Origin of the sequence: Micromonospora sp. LHW51205 (assembly GCF_003315815.1) — a bacterium.
In the GTDB taxonomy this organism is placed as follows: Bacteria; Actinomycetota; Actinomycetes; order Mycobacteriales; family Micromonosporaceae; genus Micromonospora; species Micromonospora chalcea.
This window is the reverse complement of record NZ_QMEZ01000011.1, coordinates 1-19,938: the sequence shown is the minus strand read 5'-3', so window position 1 is coordinate 19,938 and position 19,938 is coordinate 1. Positions and strand designations below refer to the sequence as shown.

Genomic DNA, 19,938 nt, shown 5'->3' with positions numbered 1-19,938 from the left:
CGCGCCCACCGCGCGGACCCGGACGGCCGGCTCACCGCAGGCGGTACGCCTGGATGATCCGCTGGGTCACGGTGTTGCCGGCGTCGTCACGGGCGGTGGCCCGCAGCGACGCGTACCCCGGGCCGGCCGGGTGCCGGACGGTGGCCGTCCACGCCCCGCCCTGCTTCTTCACTGTCGCCTTGCGCCAGGTCTTCCCGCCGTCGTAGGAGACGTCGACGGTGAGCGCGACGACCCGGCCGGACGGCGCGCCGGGCTGGCGCTGCACCGCCACCGGCACGGTGAACGTCCGGCCCGCCGGTGCCGAGCTGTCCACCGCCAGCGGCGGGGTGAACCGGACCGCCATGGCCGGCAGCCGGGCCGGCACGTCACCCGGAACCCGCTTGGAGCGGAACGTCCAGCTCGCCGAGACCTCGGTGCTCAGGTCGGTGAAGCCGCGCTTCGCCACGGTCTCCAGCCGGTAGTTCGCCGCGCCCGGCGGCACCGTGAACTCGCCGTACCCCGGGTAGGGCGACTCGCCGACCAGCTTGCCGTTGCGGAACAGCCGCGTGTGCTCGGTGTCGTTCAGCGAACCGCCCGGGTGCCCGGCCGCGTCGCTGTGCACCGGCAGCGCGACCACGATGCTGTCGCCGATGCGGGTGATGCTCTCCTCCGGCCAGCGCGGCTGCGGGAACGACGGGCCGAAGGGGCCCTTGTTCCATTCCTCGGTGTAGGTGCGCCCGGCCCGGTAGCGGGTGGGCACGGACTGCAGCACCGCCCGCGCCTCCAGCCAGCCGTCCTCGCCCCGCTCACCGAAGTCCAGCTCGGCGCTCCAGCGGGTCTTGGCGGTGGAGAGGTGCTCGATCCGCTTGCCGGGCACCTGGACCGGCAGGACGATCGCCGAGCCGCCGATGTCGTAGTCGGACTCCGGGAACACGACCCGTTCGTTGTCCATCCCGGTGTAGCCGACGGCGAACCGGCTCGTGACGGTGGCGAAGTCGGCGGGCCGGTAGTGCCTGACGAAACCGGTCGGGAACCGGCCCGGGAACTGCTCGTTCAGGCCGTAGAAGTACGGGCTGCGCTCGGGCGCCTTCGCTTCGGTCCACTGGCTGGCGACCGCGCCGACGAAGAGGTCGGCGGAGACGTTGCGGCCGACCTGGGCCGAGTAGAGACCGTCGAACTTGTCGGCCCAGAGCCCGAAGCTGGCTTGGAAGTCGTCGAGCTTCCAGGCCGCGGTGAGGTCGATCAGCAGCGGTGCCGCGCCGCGCTGCGGCACCGTGGTACGGACCGGCTTCGCCGCCCGCGCGTCCAGCACGAGCCGCTGGTTGCCGGTCACCACCAGCTCCGGCTGGGCGAGGAAGGAGACCTCCGACCAGCCCTCGTCGCCGGCTGCGAAGATCAGGCTCTGCACGCCGTACCGGCCCTTTGGCACCCGCAGCCGGGCCTCGCCGTCGGCGTCGTACACGTCGCGGTAGCTGGCGTCGTCGAGCCCGAGCAGGCTGGTGAAGTAGTCACCGGTCAGAGCGCCGGAGCGGTTGCGGTGCGTCACCGTCAGGTCGTAGCTCTCCACCTCGCGGTCGACCGCGAGCGGGGTCACCGCCACCGCGTCGCCGGCGCGGGCGACCAGGCGGCCGGTCCAGTAGCCGTCGGCGCCGCCGAGCCGGGTGTCCACGACCACCGTCACCTGGGCGCTGCCGCCCGCCGGGACGGTGAGCCGGGAGGCGCTGAGGGTGAGCATGCCGGCCGGTGCGGACCGTCCGCCCGGCCCGGTGAACTCGGTGCTCAGGTCCAGCGTGACCGGGGCGGTCCCGCCGTTGCGGTAGGTGACGGTCCGGCTGATCGGCTGGTCGTCGGTGTGCGGCCAGGTCGCCACGCCGAACGAGACGGACGGCGGGTCGCTGGTCACCTGCTGGGTGATCGCGCGGGCGAGGTCGACCCGGCCCGCGCCCTGCTGGTACGCGGTCTGCTCCGGGTGCGGCTTCGCCGAGGCCATCAACGTCGCTTTGTAGCTGGCGGGCGTCCAGCCGGGGTGCTGCTGGGCGAGGAGCGCGACCGCGCCGGCCACGTGCGGCGTGGCCATCGACGTGCCGGACAGTGCGGCGTACTTGTCGCCCACCGGGTCGCCGATCTCGCCGTGTGCGGCCCGGGCGGCCACGATCTCCACGCCGGGCGCGGTGATGTCCGGCTTGATCGCTCCGTCGCCGACCCGGGGGCCACGGCTGGAGAAGTCGGCGAGCGCGTCGTCGCGGTCCACGGCGCCGACCGCCAGCGCGGCGTCGGCGCTGGCCGGCGACCCGACCGAGCCGTCGGCGCCGTCGTTGCCGGCGGCGATCACGAAGAGCGTCCCGTGCTGCTCGGTGAGCGTCCCCACCGCCTCCTCCAGCGGGTCCACCTCCGGCGTGTCGCCGCCGCCGAGACTCATGTTGACCACAGTGGCGTGCTGTTCGGCGGCGGCCCACTGCATGCCGGCCAGGATGGCCGACTCGGTGCAGCCGTAGACCTCGCAGACCTTCCCGGACAGCAGCGTGGCGTCCGGCGCGACGCCCCGGTACTTCCCGCCGGAGGCGGCCCCGCTGCCGGCGATGGTCGAGGCCACGTGGGTTCCGTGCCCGACGATGTCGTCCGGGTTGGTCTCCTCGGTGAAGTTGCGCGACTCGGCGACCTTGCCCGCCAGGTCCGGGTGGGTGAGGTCGACGCCGGTGTCGAGCACCGCGACCCGGACGCCCTTGCCGGTGTATCCGGCGGCCCAGGCGGTCGGCGCGCCGATCTGCGGCACGCTGTGGTCGAGCGTCACCCGCCGCCGGCCGTCGAGCCAGATCCGCTCGACGCCCCCCGCCGCGTCGAGCCGGGCACCGGAACTGTCGGCGCTGACCGCGTTCCAGAGCGCGCCGGTGTCGCTCTTGGACGCGACGACCGCCGCGCCGGTGATCGCCGGCAGGTCGCGGGTCACCCGGGCGCCGGCGAGCGGAGCCGCCGCGCGCCGGGCCACCCCCGGCCGGTACGTCACGAGCAGCGGTACGGTGTCGCGCCGCGCGTCGTCGTAGCCGGCCTCGATCAGCCCGGTGACGTCGAACAGCCGCCGGTCGAGTTTGCCGGCGCGGACCAGCGGGAGCGCGTCCTGCGGCAGCACGGTGAGGCGGTCGCGCTCGCGGCGGACCAGGAACTCGATGCCGGTACGCCCGGCGCCGGGGCGTACCGCGGCGTGGCCGCCGGTGACGGTGACCCGGTCCCCGGTGATCAGGGTGACGGTGGCCGTGCGGTTGCCGGCCTGTTCGGACGGGCCGGTGGGCGCGGTCGGGCCGGTGGGCGCGGCAGCCCGCGCGGGCACCGGCAGACCGAGCGCCAGCGCCAGGGCCATGCCCAGCGCGCCCAGTTTTCTGCGATTCCGGAGCAACCTTCCTCCTTCGTCGAACGTTTCATCGATGAGGGACACATCGATGCGGGTATCAGCATTGCATACCGCGTATGCATCGGGAAGTCGCCGATCCGACGGAACCGCCACCACGCTCCCGAACCGGCCGGGACGATCGAGCGATGACCTCCATGAAGGACCGGATGCTGGCCGGCGAGCAGTACATCGCCGACGATCCCGCGATCATCGCGGACCTGGAGCGCGCGGCCCGGCTCGGCGAACGCTTCAACCGCAGCTCCGCCGACGATCCGGCGGGCCGCCTCGCCGCGCTGCGCGAACTGCTCGGCTCACTCGGCGAGGACGCCTGGGTCCGGCCGCCACTGCACTGCGACTACGGACACCAGACGCACATCGGCCCGCGCACGTTCGTCAACTTCAACGCGGTCCTTCTCGACGTCGCCCGCATCACCATCGGCGCGGACGTCCAGATCGGACCGAACGTGCAGTTGCTCACCGCCACCCACCCGGTCGAACCGGAGGCGCGCCGGGCCAAGTGGGAATCCGCACAGCCGATCACCATCGGTGACAACGTCTGGCTCGGCGGCGGAGTGATCGTCCTGGCCGGGGTGACCATCGGCGAGAACACGGTGGTCGGCGCCGGCGCTGTCGTGACCCGCGACCTGCCGGCCAATGTGGTGGCGGTGGGTAACCCCGCTCGTCCGATCAGAAGCCTGACTCAGCCATCCTGAGCTGCGGGAACAACCGCTCCAGCGGATGCGGACTCCAGCCCCGGCGTGCACTCTGAGTAGTAGGGCGTTCACCGGGAGGCACTATGGAGCGGGTCCTCGAACTACGGGTGCACGGGGTGTCGAACACCCCGCCGGATCAGCTGCTCGGCCTGAAAGCAGGCGCGAACGGTGACGGTGGGCAACCAGCACTCGTCGCCGGCGGTCAGGTGACCGGCTTCTACCGGTCCACCACAGCCGGCCGGGACGACCCGATCACCGTCGAGGCGTACAGCTGGGGGCAGTTGACCTCCGGCGCGCGGACCCGGCGGGACGTGGAACGGGCGCTGTGGACGCTGCTGCTCCCTTTCGCCCTGGCGAACGTCGCGCTGCACGCCCGCGCGGGCATCCCGCCCGACCCGGACCAGGAGCGCTGGGCCAGCCGGTCCGGCATCACCGCCTGGCTCATCCGCCTGTTCTGCCTGAGCCTGACCTGCACGCTCGTCATGACCGTGACCGGCGTCGGCGTGGACCTGATCGGCTGGCAGTGCGTGGAGGCGGACTGCCTCGGCCGGCTCCCCGGGCCGTGGCAGTTCCTCGGCGACTCCTGGTGGCGGCAGGGCACCCGGGCGCTCGCGCTCGGACTGCTGCTGCCGCTGCTCGTGCTGGCCGCGATCGGACTCGTCGCCTTCCGCACCTACCAGTACGAGGCGCAGATGCCCGCCGACCCGCACCACCATGCGCCCGTCCGGGAAGACGGTGAGCCGGTCGAACCACCGGAGCCGCGCGAGCCGCCGCAGAACCCGCTCCAGGATCCGACGTTCTGGAACGGGGAAGGGCAACTGCGCCGCGCCGCCGTGCTGCACCTGTGCACGGGCGCGGTCACCGCCGCCGCCGTACCCGTCACCGCGGTTCTCATCATGGATCCGCCGCGCGGCCTGCGGGCCACTGTCGCCTGGCCGACCGTCGCGCTGCTCGCCGCCGTGGTGGCGATCGCCGTGATCGCGGTGGCCCGGCCCTGGTTGAGCCGGCGCCAGGGCGCCACCCCGCTCGGCCGGTGGAGCATCGCCGTCGCGGCGCTCACCGCGCTCGGTCTGGTCGGCACGTTCGTCCTGCTGCTGCTGCCCGAGGGCCCGGCCGGCCAGCCGCTGTCGGCGTACCGGCCGCCGCTCGGGTGCGCGGCGCAGCCGGAGATCGCCGGCTGCCATGCCGACCGGTCACTGCCCGGGTACGACACCGCCATCGCCTGGCTCGTCGCCTACCAGGTGCTGCTGCTGGTGGCCATCGCCGCGGCGAACCGCTCCGGCCGGCGGGCACTGGCCGGTCCGGCCGCCGGGGCGCTGCTGCTGCCGCTGGGCGCGACCTGGATCGAACGCGGGCTGCCCGGCCTGCCCGACGCGCCGGACGCGCTGCGCACCTGGATGCTCGTCGGCCCGGCCGGTGTGCTGGCCGGCATCGGACTGCTCCTGCCCCGCCTGCGCCCGGCGGTGCCGACCCAGCCGCTCGGCGCGTACACCGATCTGGCCTGGCGGGGCTGCGCCCCGGCGGTCATCGCCGGTTTCGGCTGGATGATGGCGGCGGCCTACTGCGCCGGACTGCTCTACTGGGTCAGCGACCGGCTGGACGCGTCGGCCGAGCCGAGCGGCCCGAGCCGGGTGATACCTCCGCTCGCCGTCTTCTGGGCCGGGCTGGCCTGCGCGGTCGGCCTGCTCGCGCTGATCGGGCTGCTGGTCCGGGTCGCGGTCCTGCTGCACCGCCTGCGCCGGGTGGAGTACGCCCGGCTCACCGCCGCCCCCGGCCTGTCCGCGCACGACCGGCGACGCTGCCGCGACGTCAGCACGTACCGGGCGCTGCACCGGCTGGTCGGCGAGCACGCGGTCCGGCTGATGGGCTGCTACGCCGCGTTCTGCGCGGTCCTGGTCACGCTCTGCTGCGCCGCCGCGCTCTCCGGCGAACGGCCGAGCCCGCTGTCCCCCTCCGGCTGGCAGACCGCCATCCACTGGACCGCCGAACGGGGAGACGCCATCCTCGGCTGGCTGCCGGTGGTGATGGCGGCGCTCGGGCTGCTGGTCTACCGCACCGACTCGGTACGCCGCTCGGTCGGCGTGATCTGGGACGTGTGCACGTTCTGGCCCCGGGCCGCGCACCCGCTCGCCCCGCCCAGCTACGCCGAGCGCGCCGTACCGGAACTCCAGACCCGGGTCGCGGGCCTGCTGGCGCTACCGCCGCACCACAGCGACCGGATGGACGGCGTCATCCTCTCCGGGCACAGCCAGGGCACCGTCATCTGCGCCGCAGTGCTTCTGCAACTGCCCCGCCGGTGGCGGCTGCGTACCTGGTTCTTCTCCTACGGCTGCCAGCTCACCCGGCTCTACGGGCGGGTCTTCCCGTCCTACTTCGGCCCGGAGCGGCTGCGTACGCTGGCCGGCGCGCTCACCTGGCCCGGCGGCCACGTGGCCTGGACGAACTTCTGGCGGGACACGGATCCGCTCGGCTGGCAGGTCAGCGCCGGGCAGCGGGACGTGCCGGTGGCGGACCCGGAGGCGCTGCACCCGACCGGCGGCGAGGTGGCCGACCCGCCCATCCGCAGCCACAGCGGCTACCCGGAGGCGGCGGAGTTCACCCGCGAGCGCGCCGTGGTGGCCCGGTTGCTGCGCCGCACCGTGCCGTCGCCCCGGCAACGGGCCGGCTGACCGTGCGCCGGTGCGGCGGCGGGTCTGCGGCAGCGCCCGGCGTCACGCCGGCGGCGGGTCGGCCAGGCGGACCACCAGGTCGGCGTGCACGGCCGTGCCCGCGACCAGCCGGGCGTTCTCCTCGTCGCTGCCCAGCGCCCAGGCCCGGGCCTGCTCCGGCGACTTCCCGTACGCCTCGTGCCGCGCGGTGAGGCGGCGCACCCGCACCTCCGCGTCCAGGTCGAGGAACCATGCCTCGTGCAGGAGCGTCCGCACCTCCTCCCACGGGTCGTCCCGCAGCAGGAGGTAGTTGCCCTCGGTGACCACCAGGCGCACCTCGGGCGGGACCTCGATCGCCCCGGCGACCGGCTCCTCCAGGTCACGGCGGAACTCCGGCGCCCACACCGACGTCGGCTCCAGCCGGCGCAACCGGCGCAGCATCGAGGCGAACCCGTTGACGTCGAACGTGTCCGGCGCGCCCTTGCGCCCCGACCGGCCGAGCCGCTCCAACGCCGTCCCGGCCAGGTGGAAGCCGTCCATCGGGACCAGCCGGGCGACCGGGCCGAGCGCGGCCACGATCCCTTCCGCCAGGGTGGACTTGCCCGCACCGGGTGCCCCGGCGATGCCGAGCAGCTGACGCGGGCCGGCCTCGGCCAGCGCGCGCGCCCGGGCGACCAGGTCGTCGAGCCCGAGCACCTCCGCCGCCGGCATCAGTCCAGCACCGGCTCGCTGATGGTGAACCGCGCCTCGACCGCCGCCTGCACCGGCTGCGGCGCCGGGTCCAGCTCCAACTCCAGCTCCGGCTGCTCGCCGGAGCGCGCGTACGCCGCCTTGACCATCATCGGCGGGGACGCGCTCAGCCCGGTGTCGGACAGCTCCCGCAGCGCCGTCACCCGGGCGCCGAGCGCCTCGGCGTACTCCCGGGCCCGGACCAGCGCGTCCGCGATCGCCGCCTGCCGCGCCTCCCGGTAGGCCGGGCTGTCCGGCCGCAGCGACCACACCGGGCCGGCCACCTCGACCTGCTCCTGGTCGGCCAGGCGGAGCATCAGCTCGCCCAGCGCGGTGAAGTCGCTCGTCGTGACAGTGGTGCTCACGCTGCCCTGGTATGCCACGACGCGGTCGCCGGAACGCCTCGTCACCGGCCAGACGTGCACCTGGCCGGTCTCCCGCCGCTCCACCGCCGGCTCGGCCGCGTCGAGCAGCGCCCGCACCGCGGCGGCCCGTTCGGCCAGCCGGGTCAGCGTGGTCTCGCGATCCCGGTCCCGGGCCGTCGCCGTCACCGTGAACCGCGCCAGCTCGGGCGCCACCTCCCGGTACGCCTCACCGCGTACCGCCACGACCGGTGCGTCCGCCATGCCGCTCAGCCTAACGGCGGCGTGGCCGGCAGGTGCCCCGTGTAGGTGACCGCGCCGCCCGCCTCGCGTACCCCGGTCAGGTGACCGCCCGCGGCGCCCAACTCCCGCAGGTACGCCAGCTCGCCGACGTGGTCGGCGGCGCACGGGAACTCCCGCCGGTGCGCGGTGAACTCGCGCGCCCGCAGCGTGGACCGGGTCTGCCGCCCCTCGGCGAGGCGCTCGGCCAGCGCGTCGGCGTCGCCGGCGCGCAGCGCCTCGGTCAGCTCGCCCAGGAAGACGCCGAGCGCGTCCAGCTCGGCGAGGACGCGGTCGCGGTTCCCGAGCAGCATGTTCGCGGTCCGTTCGGGCGGCCCGCCGGCGACCCGGGTGCCGTCGGAGAAGCTCCCAGCCGCGAGCGTCAGAACCGCGTCCCGCAGCGCCGACCGGTGCACGGTGCCGGCCAGCGCCCCGGCGAGCACGTGCGGCACGTGCGAGGCGAGCGCCGCCGCTCCGTCGTGCTCCGGGGCGGACATCGGCACCACCCGGGCGTGGAAGACGTCCACGAGCAGCGAGGCCAGCCGCCGGAAGGCGTCCAGCCCGGTCGGCCCCGGGCAGAGCACCCAGGCGGCGCCGTCGAGCAGGCCCGGCTCGGCCGCGTCCGGTCCGGCCCGGTCGGCCCCGGCCATCGGGTGGCCCGGCACGAACCGGTGCCCGAGCCCCTGCACGGTGGCGACGGTGCTCACCTCGGCCTTGACGCTGCCGACGTCGGTGAGCACGCACCTGTCGTCGGTGACGGCGGCGACCCGGGCCAACGTCGCCGGCAACGTCGGCAGGGGGCCGCAGAGGAACACCACGTCCCGGCCGGCCACCGCGTCCTCGACCGTGTCGGCCACCACGACGCCCCGCTCGCGTACCCGCCCGCGGGTCTCCGGGTCCGGGTCCCAGCCGGTCACGTCGAGCCCGGCGTCGCGCAACCGGAGCAGCAGCGAACCGCCGATCAGCCCGGTGCCGACCACCGCCGCCCGTGCCAGCTCGCCCGCCATGTCAGGACCCGGTGAGCCGCCCGGCCACCGCGTCGACACGCTCGTCGGACTCGGTGAGCGCCACCCGGACGTGCCGGGCGCCGGCCGGGCCGTAGAAGATCCCGGCCGCGACCAGGATGCCCCGGCGGGCCAGCCAGTCCACCGTGTCCCAGCAGTCCTCGTCGCGGGTCAGCCAGAGGTAGAGGCCGGCCTCCGAGTGCTCGACCGTGAAGCCGGCCCCGGTGAACGCCGCACGCAGCTTCTCCCGCCGGACGCGGTAGCGCTCCCGCTGGGCGTCGGCGTGCTCCTGGTCGCCGAGCGCGGCCACCATCGCGGCCTGCACCGGCGCGGGCACGATCAGACCCGCGTGCTTGCGGATCTTGAGCAGCTCGGCCACCAGCGCCGGGTCACCGGCGACGAAACCGGCCCGGTACCCGGCCAGGTTCGAGCGCTTGGACAGCGAGTGCACCGCCAGCACGCCGTCGTACGAGCCGCCGCACACCTCGGGCGAGAGCACCGAGACGGGCTCGGCGTCCCAGCCCAGCGGCAGGTAGCACTCGTCGCTGGCCACCACGGCCCCGCGCTCGCGCGCCCACTCGACCACCTTGCGCAGGTGGGCGGCGGGCAGCACCCGGCCGGTCGGGTTGCCCGGCGAGTTGACCCAGACCAGCCGGACCCGGGGATCCGGGCCGAGCGCGGTCAGCGAGTCGGTGCGTACGGTGGTCGCGCCGACCAGCCGCGCCCCGTCCTCGTACGTCGGGTAGGCCACCGACGGCACCACCACCACGTCACCGGGGCCGAGCCCGAGCAGCGTGGGCAGCCACGCCACCAGCTCCTTGGAACCGATCGTGGGCAGCACGCCCAGCCCGTCGACGCCCGCGCCGCAGGCCCGGGCGACCCACGCCGCGATCGCGTCCCGCAGCGCTGCGGTGCCGGCGGTCAGCGGGTAGCCCGGCGCGTTCGACGCGTCGGCCAGCGCCTGCCGGATCAGCTGTGGCACCGGGTCGACCGGCGTGCCCATCGACAGATTGATGAGACCGTCCGGATGCGCCGCGGCCGTGGCGGCCGCGGCGTCCAGGGTGTCCCAGGTGAAGTCGGGCAGCCGTGCCGAGACCGGCGAGCGCCGGTTCAGTGGCCCTCGCCGCGCGGCGGCTGCGCGGCGACGAAGGTGGCGTCCTTCTCCACCTTGCCGATCTTCGAGGCGCCACCGGGCGAGCCCAGGTCCTCGAAGAACTCGTAGTTGGCCCCGGTGTAGTCCTTCCACTGCTCCGGGACGTCGTCCTCGTAGAAGATCGCTTCTACCGGGCAGACCGGCTCGCAGGCACCACAGTCGACGCACTCGTCGGGGTGGATGTAGAGCATCCGGTTGCCCTCGTAGATGCAGTCGACCGGGCACTCCTCGATGCATGCCTTGTCGAGCACATCCACGCACGGCTCGGCGATGATGTAGGTCACCGGTCTTCTCCTCCGCAGACTCGTCGCGATCACCCGCAACGGTAAGAGCCTAGTATCTCGCCGGGGAGGGGGTCGATCGTGCTCCGACAGCAGGACGTGGGACACCGGATCGTGGTCCGCCGGATTGTGGGGATTCGTGAGGGCCGCACGCTGTTCTCCGACGCGCTCGGCGAACTCGTCGAGCTGAGCGAGACCCACATCACCCTCGCCACCGACGCCGGCCCGCTGCGCGTACCGGTCGCCGAGGTGCACCGGGCCAAGCGGGTGCCGCCGGCCCGCCGCCCCACCGCCGCCGCCGTGGTCGCGCTGGAGCTGGCCGCCGACGAGGCGTGGCCCGCACCGGTACGCGGACGGCTCGGCGACTGGCGGCTGCGCTGGGCCGACGGCTGGACCGGCCGGGCCAACAGCGCGCTGCCGGTCGGCGACCCGGACCGGCCCCTGCCCGCCGCGCTGGACGCGGTGCAGCGCTGGTACGCCGAGCGGGGCGGCACCGCCCTGGTGAACACCCCGCTGCCGCTGGCCGCCCCGGTCGGCGCCGAACTGGACGCGCGCGGCTGGACGGCCCGGCCCCCGGTGCTGGTGCAGACCGTGCCGCTGCGCGCCCTGGCCGCGCCGCCGGACGCCGGGCTCGCCGACACGCCGCCGGATGCCGACACGCCGACCGCCGGCCCGGACGGCCCGCCGCCGCTCGCCGGTCCGGACGGCACGCCGCCGGTGACGCTGGCCGGCGCGCCCGCCGACGACTGGCTGGCGATCGCCGCCGGTCGCAAGGGAGGCCTGCCGGACGCCGCGCGGCACGTGCTCACGGCCGTCGACCGGGTCCGCTTCGCGGAGCTGCGGATCGACGGCCGGCTGCTCGCGGTCGGCCGGGGCACGGTGACCGGCGAAGGCCGCTGGCTCGGCGTCAGCCTGCTCGAAGTGCTGCCCGAGGCGCGTCGGCGCGGATTCGCCGTCGCGGTCGTCCGCGCCCTGGCCCGCTGGGGCGCGGCCGAGGGCGCCACGCGGGCGTTCCTCCAGGTGGAGCAGAGCAACACCGGCGCGGTCGAGCTCTACCGCCGGCTCGGGTTCACCACCCACCACACCTACCTGACCCGGGTCGCCCCGGCCGCCTGAACGGCCGGAGGGTCAGCGCCGGACGACCCGGCGCGGCCGGGACCGCTTCATCTCGGCGTACCGCTTGAGCTGCCGGGACCGGTAGTCCCGGCCGAGCGCGGTGAGGATCAGGTAGCCGACCAGCACACCGGCGGCGGTGGCGGCGAGATAGAGCCAGATCTGGGCGAAGAAGAGACCGGCGCCACCGCCGAACGGGTTCTCTCCGACCACCAGCGGACCGACGAACACGGTGAGCGCCAGCGCCACCCCCACCGCGGCGGCCAGGTCACCGGCCAGGCGGCCGAGCGGACGGTCGGCCCCCCACCGGAACGCGACGCCCGCCAGGATCAGCCCGATCACCAGGAACATCACCAGCGACACCCGGTCGGACGCGGCGTCGTCGTCCGGGAACGCGAATCTGGTGACCAGCCGGGCCACCACGTTCACCGCGAACAACGCGGCCGCCAGCACTCCGACCGCACGCCACCGCTGACCCATCGCACGCCTCCCGCCGTACCGCCCGCTCCCTCGGCGGGCCTCTGGCAGGAATGTCTACCACCGTCGCCTGTGTGGCGTCAGCACCTCACCGGACAGGGGGCGGCGTCACCAGGTGCCGGAAACCGACCACCGCGAACGTGACCGCGCCGGCCACGATCAGCGCCAGCCCGAGCACGTTGTCGCCGACCAGCGCGAGATCACCCTCGACGGTCCGGACACCGCCCGCCACGATCACCACGAACCACGGCAGCGCGGCCAGCACGACCGCCCAGCGGCCCCCCGTCGACCGGTGCCCGAACGAGCCCAGCAGCACCGTCGCCGCCACCACCACCGGCACGCCGACGACCACCGCGCCCACCCCGACCAGCGCCTGCGCCGCGCCGGAACGGCCCTGCACCAGCTCCCAGGCCCAGGTCGAGAAGATCAGTTCGAGCAGCGCGAGCAGCACGCCGCCCCAGACCGTCAGCACGCCGCCGGTCACCCGCAGCGCGCGGTCGAGCGTCCGCTCCGCCCGGCTCGGCGGCGCGGCCTCCGGTGGCGGCTCGGCAACTGTCGACACGGGTACGGCCGGCAGCGTCACCGGACACCGGCCGCCGCGACCGGGGACCGATCCGCGGCGTCCGGGGCGATCCCGGCGAAGAGGTCGTCCTCCCAGCCGTACGGGCCATGGCCGGGCCCCTTCTCGCCCACCGCGAGCGTGAAGTACTCGACGCCCATGAACTCGCCGCCGAAGTTGCCGGCGATCGAGTAGAGCCACGAGTTGGCCGGGATCTGGGTGGCGTGGGCCCGCATCGCCGCCTCCTTGGCGGCGTGCTGCTCGGTGCCGTCGATCCGGGCGGCGATCTCCGCGTCCGGCGTGCCGAACGGCAGCTCGTCGGCGCTCTCGATGCCGGCGAACGGGTTGTCCGAGGACTCGGTGAACGTCTCCAGCCCGGCGTCGAGCACGCTGCGCGGCATGGCCGTCCAGTAGACCTTCGCCGGGGCGATCCCCTCGGCCGCGGCCAGCTCCACGCCGCGCATCGCCACCCGGTGCGCCTGGATGTGGTCCGGGTGGCCGTAGAAGCCGTTCGGGTCGTACGTGACGAGCACCTGGGGACGGACCTCGCGGATGACCTCCAGCAGGTGCCCGGCGGCGACGTCCAGGTCGGCCTGCCAGAACGCCCGCGGGTGCTCGTTGGTGGCCATGCCCATCATGCCCGAGTCGCGGTAGCGGCCCGCGCCGCCGAGGAACCGGTGGTCGGTGACGCCGAGCGCGGCGCAGGCGTCGGCCAGCTCGCCGATCCGGTAGCCGCCGAGCTGGTCCGCCTCGGCCGCGCAGAGCTGGGCCAGCGCCGGGACGTGGATCTCGCCCTCCTCGCCCAGCGTGCAGGTGACGAGCGTGACGTGGGCGCCGGTGGCGGCGTAGTGCGCCATCGTCGCGCCGGTGCCGATCGACTCGTCGTCGGGATGCGCGTGGACCAGCAGAAGGCGTCGGTCGGGCAGCGTCGTCACGCCCGTCACTCTAACCGGCGGTCCTGCCCGCTCGACGGTGATGCGTCCGCTCAGGTCGGCCACATCACCTCCGGCGCGCGCCTACGCTGCAGGCGTGGACTTTCCCGAGCTGGCCGCCCGTACCCGTCGGTTCAGCCACGGGGCGCCGCGCGCCGTCACCGTCTCCGGCGACGGCGCCCGGGTCGTCTTCCTGCGCTCCGCGGGACCGGAGGACCCGGCCGACGCGCTCTGGCTGCTCGACATCGACAGCGGCGAGGAACGCCTGGTCGCCGACCCGGCGGTGCTGCTGGGCGCGGACGCCGATCCGGCCCGCCTGTCCCCGGGTGAGCGGGCGCTGCGCGAGCGGCTGCGGCTCAGCTCCGGCGGCATCGGCTCGTACGCCCTGGACGCGGCCGGCCGGGTGGCCGCGTTCGCGCTGGCCGGGCGGCTGTTCCGGGCCGACCTGGTGCACGGCGACGTGGTCGAGGTGGCCACCGGCGGGCCGGTGATCGACCCCCGGCCCGACCCGACCGGCGAGCGGCTGGCCTACGTCACCGACGCCGCCGAGGGCGTACGCCGGGGCCAGCTGCGGGTGGTGGAGCCGGACGGTACCGACAACCTGCTCGCCGGTGAGGACAGCGGCGTGACCTGGGGGCTGGCCGAGCACATCGCCGCCGAGGAGTTCGACCGCTACCGCGGCTACTGGTGGGCGCCGGACGGGCGCAGCGTGCTGGCCGCCCGGGTCGACGAGTCCCGGCTGGAACGCTGGTACCTGCACGACCCGGCCGACCCGGCGAGCCCGCCGACGTCGCTGGCGTACCCCGTCGCGGGTGGCCCGAACGCGGAGGTCAGCCTGCACCTGCTCGACCTCGACGGCGGCTGGGTCGACGTGCACTGGGACCGGGAGACCTACCCCTACCTGAGCTCGGCGGACTGGTCCGACGGCGGGCCGCTGATCACCGTGCTGCGCCGCTCGCAGCAGCACGGCCTGGTGCTGGCGGTGGACCCGCGCACCGGGGAGACGCAGGTGCACGCCGAGCTGGCCGACCCGCGCTGGGTGGAACCGATCCCCGGCACCCCCGCCCACCTGCCCGACGGGCGGGTGCTGGTCGGCGGCGAGCTGGCCCACGACGGGTACGACGCACGCTGCCTGTTCGCCGACGGCACGCTGCTCACCCCGCCCTCGCTGTACGTGCGGCGGGTGGTCGGGCGGCTGCCGAACGGCCCGGGCACGACCGCGGACCTGCTGGTCGAGGCGAGTGAGGGTGAGCCGAGCCAGCGCCACCTCTACCGGGTGCGGACCACCATCGGCGGCGGCATGGACGCCCGCCGGATGGGCAGCGACCCCGGCTGGCACACCGCCTCGATCGGCGGCTCCACGCTGGCGGTGGGCATCGCGTCGCTGGAGCACCCCGGCGTGCGCTGGCGGGTCTGGCACGGCGACCGCGAGGTGGGTGAGCTGCGCTCGCTGGCCGCCACCTGCTCGTACGCGCCGCGGCCGACGATGGTCCGGGTCACCGACCGGCGGCTACCAAGCGCGGTGCTCTACCCGGCCGAGCACGTCAAGGGCACCCGGCTGCCGGTGCTGCTGGACATCTACGGCGGCCCCGGCCACCAGGAGGTGGTGGCGGCCCGCAGCGTCTGGCTGGAGCGGCAGTGGTGGGCCGAGCAGGGCTTCGCGGTGGTCACCATCGACAACCGGGGCACCCCCGGCATCGCGCCTTCGTTCGAGAAGGCGATCCACCGCCGGGTCGCCGACGTGATCCTCACCGACCAGGTGGACGCGCTCACCGCGCTCGCCGACAAGCACCCCGACCTGGACCTGGAACGGGTGGCGGTGCGCGGCTGGTCGTTCGGCGGCTGGCTGGCCGGGCTCGCGGTGCTGCGCCACCCGGAGTTGTTCAAGTGCGCGATCGTCGGCGCGCCGGTCACCGACTGGGCGCTGTACGACACCGCGTACAGCGAGCGCTACCTCGGCATGCCCGACGACGGCATGGACGTCTACGCCCACCACTCGCTGGTCGAGCTGGCCGCCGAGCCGCTCGGCGACCCGGCGCAGGCCCGGCCGATGCTGCTGGTGCACGGCCTGGCCGACGACAACGTGCTGGCCGCGCACACGCTGCGGCTGTCCGCGGCGCTGCTGGCGACGGGCCGCCCGCACGCGGTGCTGCCGCTGACCGGGGCGAGCCACCTGGCCGCGGGCGGGGTGTCCGAGCGCCTGCTCCGGCTGGAGCTGGACTTCCTCCGCCGCTACTTGTAAGGAAGGGCCCCCTGTTAACGCCTGCGGTAGAGGAAGGGCCCCCTATTAACGCCGCGCGTTAAGAAGGGGCCCTTCCTTGCAGAGCTACTGCTTGACGTACGCGTTGACGAAGCTGGGCCAGCCGAAGATGCTGCCGATGAAGATGCCGCCGGCCTTCTCGCCGTGCGCCACGGAGACCACCTCGTTGTAGAGCGGCACCGCCGGCGCGGACTCCTTCATCAGCTTCTCGTCCAGCTTGCTCCACTCCTCGGCCTGCTTGGCCGGGTCGAGGGCCAGCACCCGGTCGAACTCGGCGTTGATCGCCTCGTTGTTGAGCTGGGACGTGTTGCTGTTGCCCTCGGCCTTGAGGCTGCGGCCGTCGAAGAGCACCGGCAGGATCGAGGCGCCGCTGGGCCAGTCGGCCGCCCACGAGTCGACCCACAGGTCCCACGGGTTGCTCTTCTTCTTCACGAAGTCGAGGTAGCCGTCCTCGGGGATCGGCTTGACGGTGACCGTGAAGCCGGCCTTCTCCAGCGCGTTCTTGACCTGGGTGGCGGTCTCCTGCGAGGCGGTGTCGTCCGAGGTGCCGAGCACCAGGTTCACCGACTTGCCGCCCAGCGTCTCCTTCGCCTTCGCCGGGTCGCCGCTCTCACCGGCCGGGTACGCGTCGAACTTCTTGTACCCGAGCGTGGTCGGGGGCAGCAGCGTGGTCAGCGGCACCGCGCCGTACGGGCCGCCGAGGTTCTTGGTGATGCTGCTGCGGTCGATCGCGTAGTTGATCGCCTGCCGCACGGACAGGTCGGTGACCCGGGTGGTGTTGATGCTCAGCCGGTAGGCGTTGGGCGTCGCCGCGACGATCATCCGCGCCTTGAGCGCCGGGTCGCCGGTCACCTTCGCGATCAGCTCGGGCGGCACGCCACCGGTGGCGACCGCCGCCGCGTCGTTGCCGGTGCCGGCGAGGACGCGGTTGGTCTGGGTGGTGTTGTCCGAGCCGAGCGACCAGACGAACTTGTCCGGGTACGCGTGCCGCACCGGGTCGGTGGCCGGATCCCAGTTCGTGTTGCGCTCCAGCACCATCTCCACGCCGGGCTGGATCTTGGTGAACCGGTACGGCCCGGACGAGAACGGCATGTTGTCCAGGTTGACGCCGGTGTCCTTGTCCGGCGGCAGCGGCGCGGTGGCCGGCAGCGACACCGCGAACGGCAGGTCGCAGCGGGGCTTGTTGAACTCGAAGCGCAGCGTGCGCGGGTCCGGCGTGGTCAGGCCGGGCGGCAGCGAGGTCTTGTTCTTCTTGAAGTCCCACTTGGTGTCGTACTGCGGGCTGTCGGCCAGCCACTCCTGCAGGTAGGTGGGGCCGCCGGTCAGGTCGGGGTCGAACGAGCGGGCGATGCCGTACGCGATCTCCTTGGAGGTGATCGGGCGGCCGTCCTCGAACTTGACGCCCTCCTTGATCGTGAACTCCCAGACCTTGCAGTCGTTGTTCACGTTCTTGCCGGGCGTCTCGGCGAGGTCGCCGACCAGCGTGACGTTGCCCTTGCCGTCGTCCTTGAAGGTGGTGAGGAACCGGGCGTAGAGCTGGCTGCCCATCAGGCCGGCGAACGAGTAGACCCGCTGCGGGTCCAGGTGGGAGATCTTGCTCTCGCGCAGGATGTAGAAGGTTCCGCCCTTGGCCGCGCCGGGCACGTCGGCCGCCGGGCCGAGCGAGTCCTTCGGGTCGGTCGCGATGGCGCCGCTGCGGGGCTTGTTCGTGTCCGCGGTGTCGCCGTTGTCGCCGGTGTTCTTGCTGCACGCACTGAGGGCGACCACCAGTGCCATCGCACCGCCCACGGCGGTGGCGAGTCTTGCTCGCATACTCAACTCCTCGGGTCCGATGAAGGAAAGCTTCGCTTAGCTTTCACTCGCGGTAAATTTCGAGCAGATAACGGGGGCGCAACGATCGACCACCGGCGACGCCCGGATCAGCCGAGACGCACCCGTGGATCGATGAACGCGTACAGCAGGTCGACCACGATGTTCGCCACCACCACGAACAGCGCCGACACCAGGACGGTGGCCATGATGGTCGGCAGGTCACCCTGGCGTACCGCCTCCACCGCCGTACGCCCCAGCCCCTGGATGCCGAACGTCGTCTCGGTGATGACGGTGCCGCCCAGTGCCGCGCCCACGTCGAGCCCGGCGATCGTCACGATCGGCGTGATCGCGGCGCGCAGCGCGTGCCGTCCGTACACATTGCGTTTCGCCACGCCCTTGGCCCGCGCGGTCCGCACGAAGTCCTCGGAGAGCGTCTCCAGCATCTGCGCCCGGGACAGCCGCGCGTAGATCGCGGAGAAGAGCAGCGCGAGCGTCACCCACGCCAGCACCAGGCCGCGCGCCCATTCGATCGGGTTCTCCAGGAACGGCACGTAGCGGGGTGTCGGCAGGATCTTCAGCGAGTACACGAAGACCAGCAGCAGCACGGCGCCGACGAAGTAGAGCTGCAGCGAGGCGAACGTCAGCGTCAACCCGATCGAGATGCGGTCGAGCAGCGACCCCCGCCGCAGCGCGGAGATCATCCCGAGCCCCACGCCGAGCGCCAGCCAGAGCACCGCCGCCGGGAGCACGATGTTCAGCGTCACCGGCAGCACCCGGGCGAACGTGTCGGTCACCGCCTCGCTGTTGACGTACGAGTAGCCGAGGCAGGGCGCCTCGCACTTGCCGCCCTGCGCGCTGCCCAGGTCACGGCCGACGAAGATGCCCTTCATGTAGTTGACGTACTGCGTCGGCTTCGGGTCGTTGAGCCCCAGCTCCGTGCGTACCCGCTCCAGCCGCTCGGCGTTGCAGTTCTTCGGGCACATGCCGGTCACCGGGTCGCGGGGCAGCGCGAAGAACATGAGGAAACTGACGATGCTCACCGCGAGCAGCACCGAGACCGCGAGCAGCAGCCGCTTCAGCAGAAACCGCACCATGTCGTCAAACCCCCTACCGTGACGACTTCGGGTCGAGCGCGTCGCGCAGCGCGTCGCCGAAGAGGTTGAACGCCAGCACGAGCGCGAAGATGGTGATGCCGGGGAAGAAGACGTACGCCGGGTCGGTCTGCAGGTAGTCGATGCTGCGGTAGATCATCCGGCCGAAGCTCGGCACCGACTCGGGCAGCCCGACGCCGAGGAAGGACAGCGCCGCTTCGCCCGTGACGTACGACGGCACGGCGAGCGAGAACGCCACCAGGATCGGGGCCCAGATGTTCGGCAGCAACTGCCGGAACAGCATGTGCCCGAGCCCGGCGCCGCTGGCCCGCGCCGCCTCCACGAACTCCCGTTCGCGCAGCGACACCACCTGGCCCCGGACGAGCCGGGCCGTGCCGGTCCAGCCGAACGCGGCGAAGACCACGATCAGCGTGGTCACCGCGAACCACGTCGGCACCGCGTCCCGGGGGCCGTAGAAGCGCAGCGAGAACGTCGGCACCACGGCCAGCGCGAAGATGAGGAACGGCAACGCCAGCGCGACGTCGGTGATCCAGCTGATCACCGAGTCGACCACGCCGCCCAGGAAGCCGGCGACGATCCCGAGCACCACGCCGATGGTCGTGGTGACCAGCGCGGCGCCGAGCGCGATCAGCAGCGACGTCCGGATGCCGTAGATCATCCGGATGAAGATGTCCCGGCCCAGGCCCGGTTCCAGCCCGAACCAGTGGTCACCGCTGACGCCGCCCACGTAGCCCAGCGGCATGCCGGTGGCGTCCAGCAGGTCACCGAACTGCTGGTTCGGCGACACGCCGTACAGCCGCTGGATCAGCGGCGCGGCCACCGCCGCCAGGATGAACAGGGCCAGCACGACACCGCTGACCATTGCGGTACGGTCGCGCCGCAGCCGGGCCCAGACGAGCTGGCCCGGTGAGCGGCCGACCGGCCGCTTCTTCTCGTCCGGCTCCTGATCGGAGGACTCGATCTCGGCGAGCGCCGCGCCCTCGACCGGCGACAGGCTCATTTCGACACCTCCACGGGTTCGCCGGTCGGCACGCCGACCGGTCCGCTCTCCGGGTAGTGGCAGGCGGTGAGCTGCCCGCCGTCGTCCCGGGTGGTCAGCGCCGGTTCTTCGGTGGCGCAGTGGTCGGTGGCTTTCCAGCA

The 19,938-nt window shown here is 73.6% G+C and carries 16 protein-coding genes; 4 read left to right on the top strand and 12 right to left on the bottom strand.

What is annotated here, in order from left to right; all coding sequences use genetic code 11:
• Positions 1-31: 31 nt before the first annotated feature.
• Positions 32-3,370 carry a S8 family serine peptidase gene (locus DQE82_RS28100; protein ID WP_113974674.1) on the bottom strand — a complete coding sequence of 1,113 codons (3,339 nt, stop codon included), beginning with the start codon at positions 3,368-3,370 and terminating at the stop codon, positions 32-34.
• A gap of 140 nt (positions 3,371-3,510) precedes the next feature.
• Between DQE82_RS28100 and DQE82_RS28095 the strand changes: the two genes are divergently transcribed.
• Positions 3,511-4,077: a sugar O-acetyltransferase gene (locus DQE82_RS28095; RefSeq protein WP_113974673.1), complete on the top strand. Its 567-nt coding sequence runs from the start codon at positions 3,511-3,513 to the stop codon at positions 4,075-4,077.
• Positions 4,078-4,160: 83 nt separating this feature from the next.
• Complete coding sequence (locus DQE82_RS28090) at positions 4,161-6,746, top strand: hypothetical protein (protein WP_113974672.1); 2,586 nt, start codon at positions 4,161-4,163, stop codon at positions 6,744-6,746.
• Positions 6,747-6,788: 42 nt separating this feature from the next.
• Here the strand turns inward: DQE82_RS28090 and DQE82_RS28085 are convergent, their stop codons facing one another.
• The 5 genes from DQE82_RS28085 to fdxA are packed head-to-tail and all read right to left on the bottom strand — an operon-like array spanning position 6,789 to position 10,536.
• Entirely contained in the window at positions 6,789-7,436 is a 648-nt protein-coding gene (locus tag DQE82_RS28085; RefSeq protein WP_043328439.1) for a nucleoside/nucleotide kinase family protein, read from the bottom strand.
• The gene (locus DQE82_RS28080; protein ID WP_043328438.1) at positions 7,436-8,080 is read right to left on the bottom strand and encodes an SIMPL domain-containing protein; all 645 of its coding nucleotides are present in this window, start codon (positions 8,078-8,080) and stop codon (positions 7,436-7,438) included. The genes DQE82_RS28085 and DQE82_RS28080 overlap by 1 nt, the downstream gene beginning before the upstream one ends.
• A 5-nt stretch (positions 8,081-8,085) precedes the next feature.
• On the bottom strand, positions 8,086-9,102 hold the full coding sequence (locus DQE82_RS28075) for a prephenate dehydrogenase/arogenate dehydrogenase family protein (protein WP_064447913.1): 1,017 nt from the start codon (positions 9,100-9,102) through the stop codon (positions 8,086-8,088).
• Between the two features lies 1 nt (position 9,103).
• The gene (gene dapC, locus DQE82_RS28070; RefSeq protein WP_113974725.1) at positions 9,104-10,213 is read right to left on the bottom strand and encodes a succinyldiaminopimelate transaminase; all 1,110 of its coding nucleotides are present in this window, start codon (positions 10,211-10,213) and stop codon (positions 9,104-9,106) included.
• A complete protein-coding gene (fdxA, locus tag DQE82_RS28065) occupies positions 10,210-10,536 on the bottom strand; it encodes a ferredoxin (RefSeq protein ID WP_007464872.1) in 327 nt (108 codons plus the stop codon). Before fdxA ends, dapC begins: the two co-directional genes overlap by 4 nt.
• 78 nt (positions 10,537-10,614) lie before the next feature.
• Between fdxA and DQE82_RS28060 the strand changes: the two genes are divergently transcribed.
• Positions 10,615-11,649: a GNAT family N-acetyltransferase gene (locus tag DQE82_RS28060; protein WP_064447914.1), complete on the top strand. Its 1,035-nt coding sequence runs from the start codon at positions 10,615-10,617 to the stop codon at positions 11,647-11,649.
• Positions 11,650-11,661: 12 nt separating this feature from the next.
• On the opposite strand, the gene DQE82_RS28055 is transcribed toward DQE82_RS28060, so the two are convergent.
• From DQE82_RS28055 to mshB, 3 genes are all read right to left on the bottom strand, one after another.
• On the bottom strand, positions 11,662-12,126 hold the full coding sequence (locus DQE82_RS28055) for a hypothetical protein (protein WP_104115157.1): 465 nt from the start codon (positions 12,124-12,126) through the stop codon (positions 11,662-11,664).
• An 85-nt stretch (positions 12,127-12,211) separates the two neighbouring features.
• Positions 12,212-12,706 (bottom strand): hypothetical protein, encoded by a 495-nt coding sequence (locus tag DQE82_RS28050; protein ID WP_043328433.1) that lies wholly within the window; start codon positions 12,704-12,706, stop codon positions 12,212-12,214.
• Positions 12,703-13,626 carry an N-acetyl-1-D-myo-inositol-2-amino-2-deoxy-alpha-D-glucopyranoside deacetylase gene (gene mshB / locus DQE82_RS28045; RefSeq protein WP_176722736.1) on the bottom strand — a complete coding sequence of 308 codons (924 nt, stop codon included), beginning with the start codon at positions 13,624-13,626 and terminating at the stop codon, positions 12,703-12,705. The genes DQE82_RS28050 and mshB overlap by 4 nt, the downstream gene beginning before the upstream one ends.
• A gap of 85 nt (positions 13,627-13,711) precedes the next feature.
• Between mshB and DQE82_RS28040 the strand changes: the two genes are divergently transcribed.
• A complete protein-coding gene (locus DQE82_RS28040; RefSeq protein WP_043328429.1) occupies positions 13,712-15,856 on the top strand; it encodes a prolyl oligopeptidase family serine peptidase in 2,145 nt (714 codons plus the stop codon).
• An 84-nt stretch (positions 15,857-15,940) separates the two neighbouring features.
• Here the strand turns inward: DQE82_RS28040 and DQE82_RS28035 are convergent, their stop codons facing one another.
• The 3 genes from DQE82_RS28035 to DQE82_RS28025 all read right to left on the bottom strand — a co-directional run bounded on the left by DQE82_RS28035 (position 15,941) and on the right by DQE82_RS28025 (position 19,798).
• Positions 15,941-17,686 (bottom strand): ABC transporter substrate-binding protein, encoded by a 1,746-nt coding sequence (locus DQE82_RS28035; protein ID WP_113974671.1) that lies wholly within the window; start codon positions 17,684-17,686, stop codon positions 15,941-15,943.
• Between the two features lie 107 nt (positions 17,687-17,793).
• Positions 17,794-18,780 carry an ABC transporter permease gene (locus DQE82_RS28030; protein WP_043328426.1) on the bottom strand — a complete coding sequence of 329 codons (987 nt, stop codon included), beginning with the start codon at positions 18,778-18,780 and terminating at the stop codon, positions 17,794-17,796.
• Positions 18,781-18,793: 13 nt separating this feature from the next.
• Positions 18,794-19,798: an ABC transporter permease gene (locus tag DQE82_RS28025; protein ID WP_113974670.1), complete on the bottom strand. Its 1,005-nt coding sequence runs from the start codon at positions 19,796-19,798 to the stop codon at positions 18,794-18,796.
• Positions 19,799-19,938 lie beyond the last annotated feature (140 nt).

Excerpts from the sequence above, each read along its gene's own strand:
- DQE82_RS28025 (WP_113974670.1), bottom strand. The coding sequence starts at position 19,798 with ATGAGCCTGTCGCCGGTCGAGGGCGCGGCGCTCGCCGAGATCGAGTCC.
- DQE82_RS28080 (WP_043328438.1), bottom strand. The coding sequence starts at position 8,080 with ATGGCGGACGCACCGGTCGTGGCGGTACGCGGTGAGGCGTACCGGGAG.
- DQE82_RS28030 (WP_043328426.1), bottom strand. The coding sequence starts at position 18,780 with ATGGTGCGGTTTCTGCTGAAGCGGCTGCTGCTCGCGGTCTCGGTGCTG.
- DQE82_RS28095 (WP_113974673.1), top strand. The coding sequence starts at position 3,511 with ATGACCTCCATGAAGGACCGGATGCTGGCCGGCGAGCAGTACATCGCC.
- DQE82_RS28090 (WP_113974672.1), top strand. The coding sequence starts at position 4,161 with ATGGAGCGGGTCCTCGAACTACGGGTGCACGGGGTGTCGAACACCCCG.
- DQE82_RS28035 (WP_113974671.1), bottom strand. The coding sequence starts at position 17,686 with ATGCGAGCAAGACTCGCCACCGCCGTGGGCGGTGCGATGGCACTGGTG.
- DQE82_RS28055 (WP_104115157.1), bottom strand. The coding sequence starts at position 12,126 with ATGGGTCAGCGGTGGCGTGCGGTCGGAGTGCTGGCGGCCGCGTTGTTC.
- DQE82_RS28085 (WP_043328439.1), bottom strand. The coding sequence starts at position 7,436 with ATGCCGGCGGCGGAGGTGCTCGGGCTCGACGACCTGGTCGCCCGGGCG.
- DQE82_RS28075 (WP_064447913.1), bottom strand. The coding sequence starts at position 9,102 with ATGGCGGGCGAGCTGGCACGGGCGGCGGTGGTCGGCACCGGGCTGATC.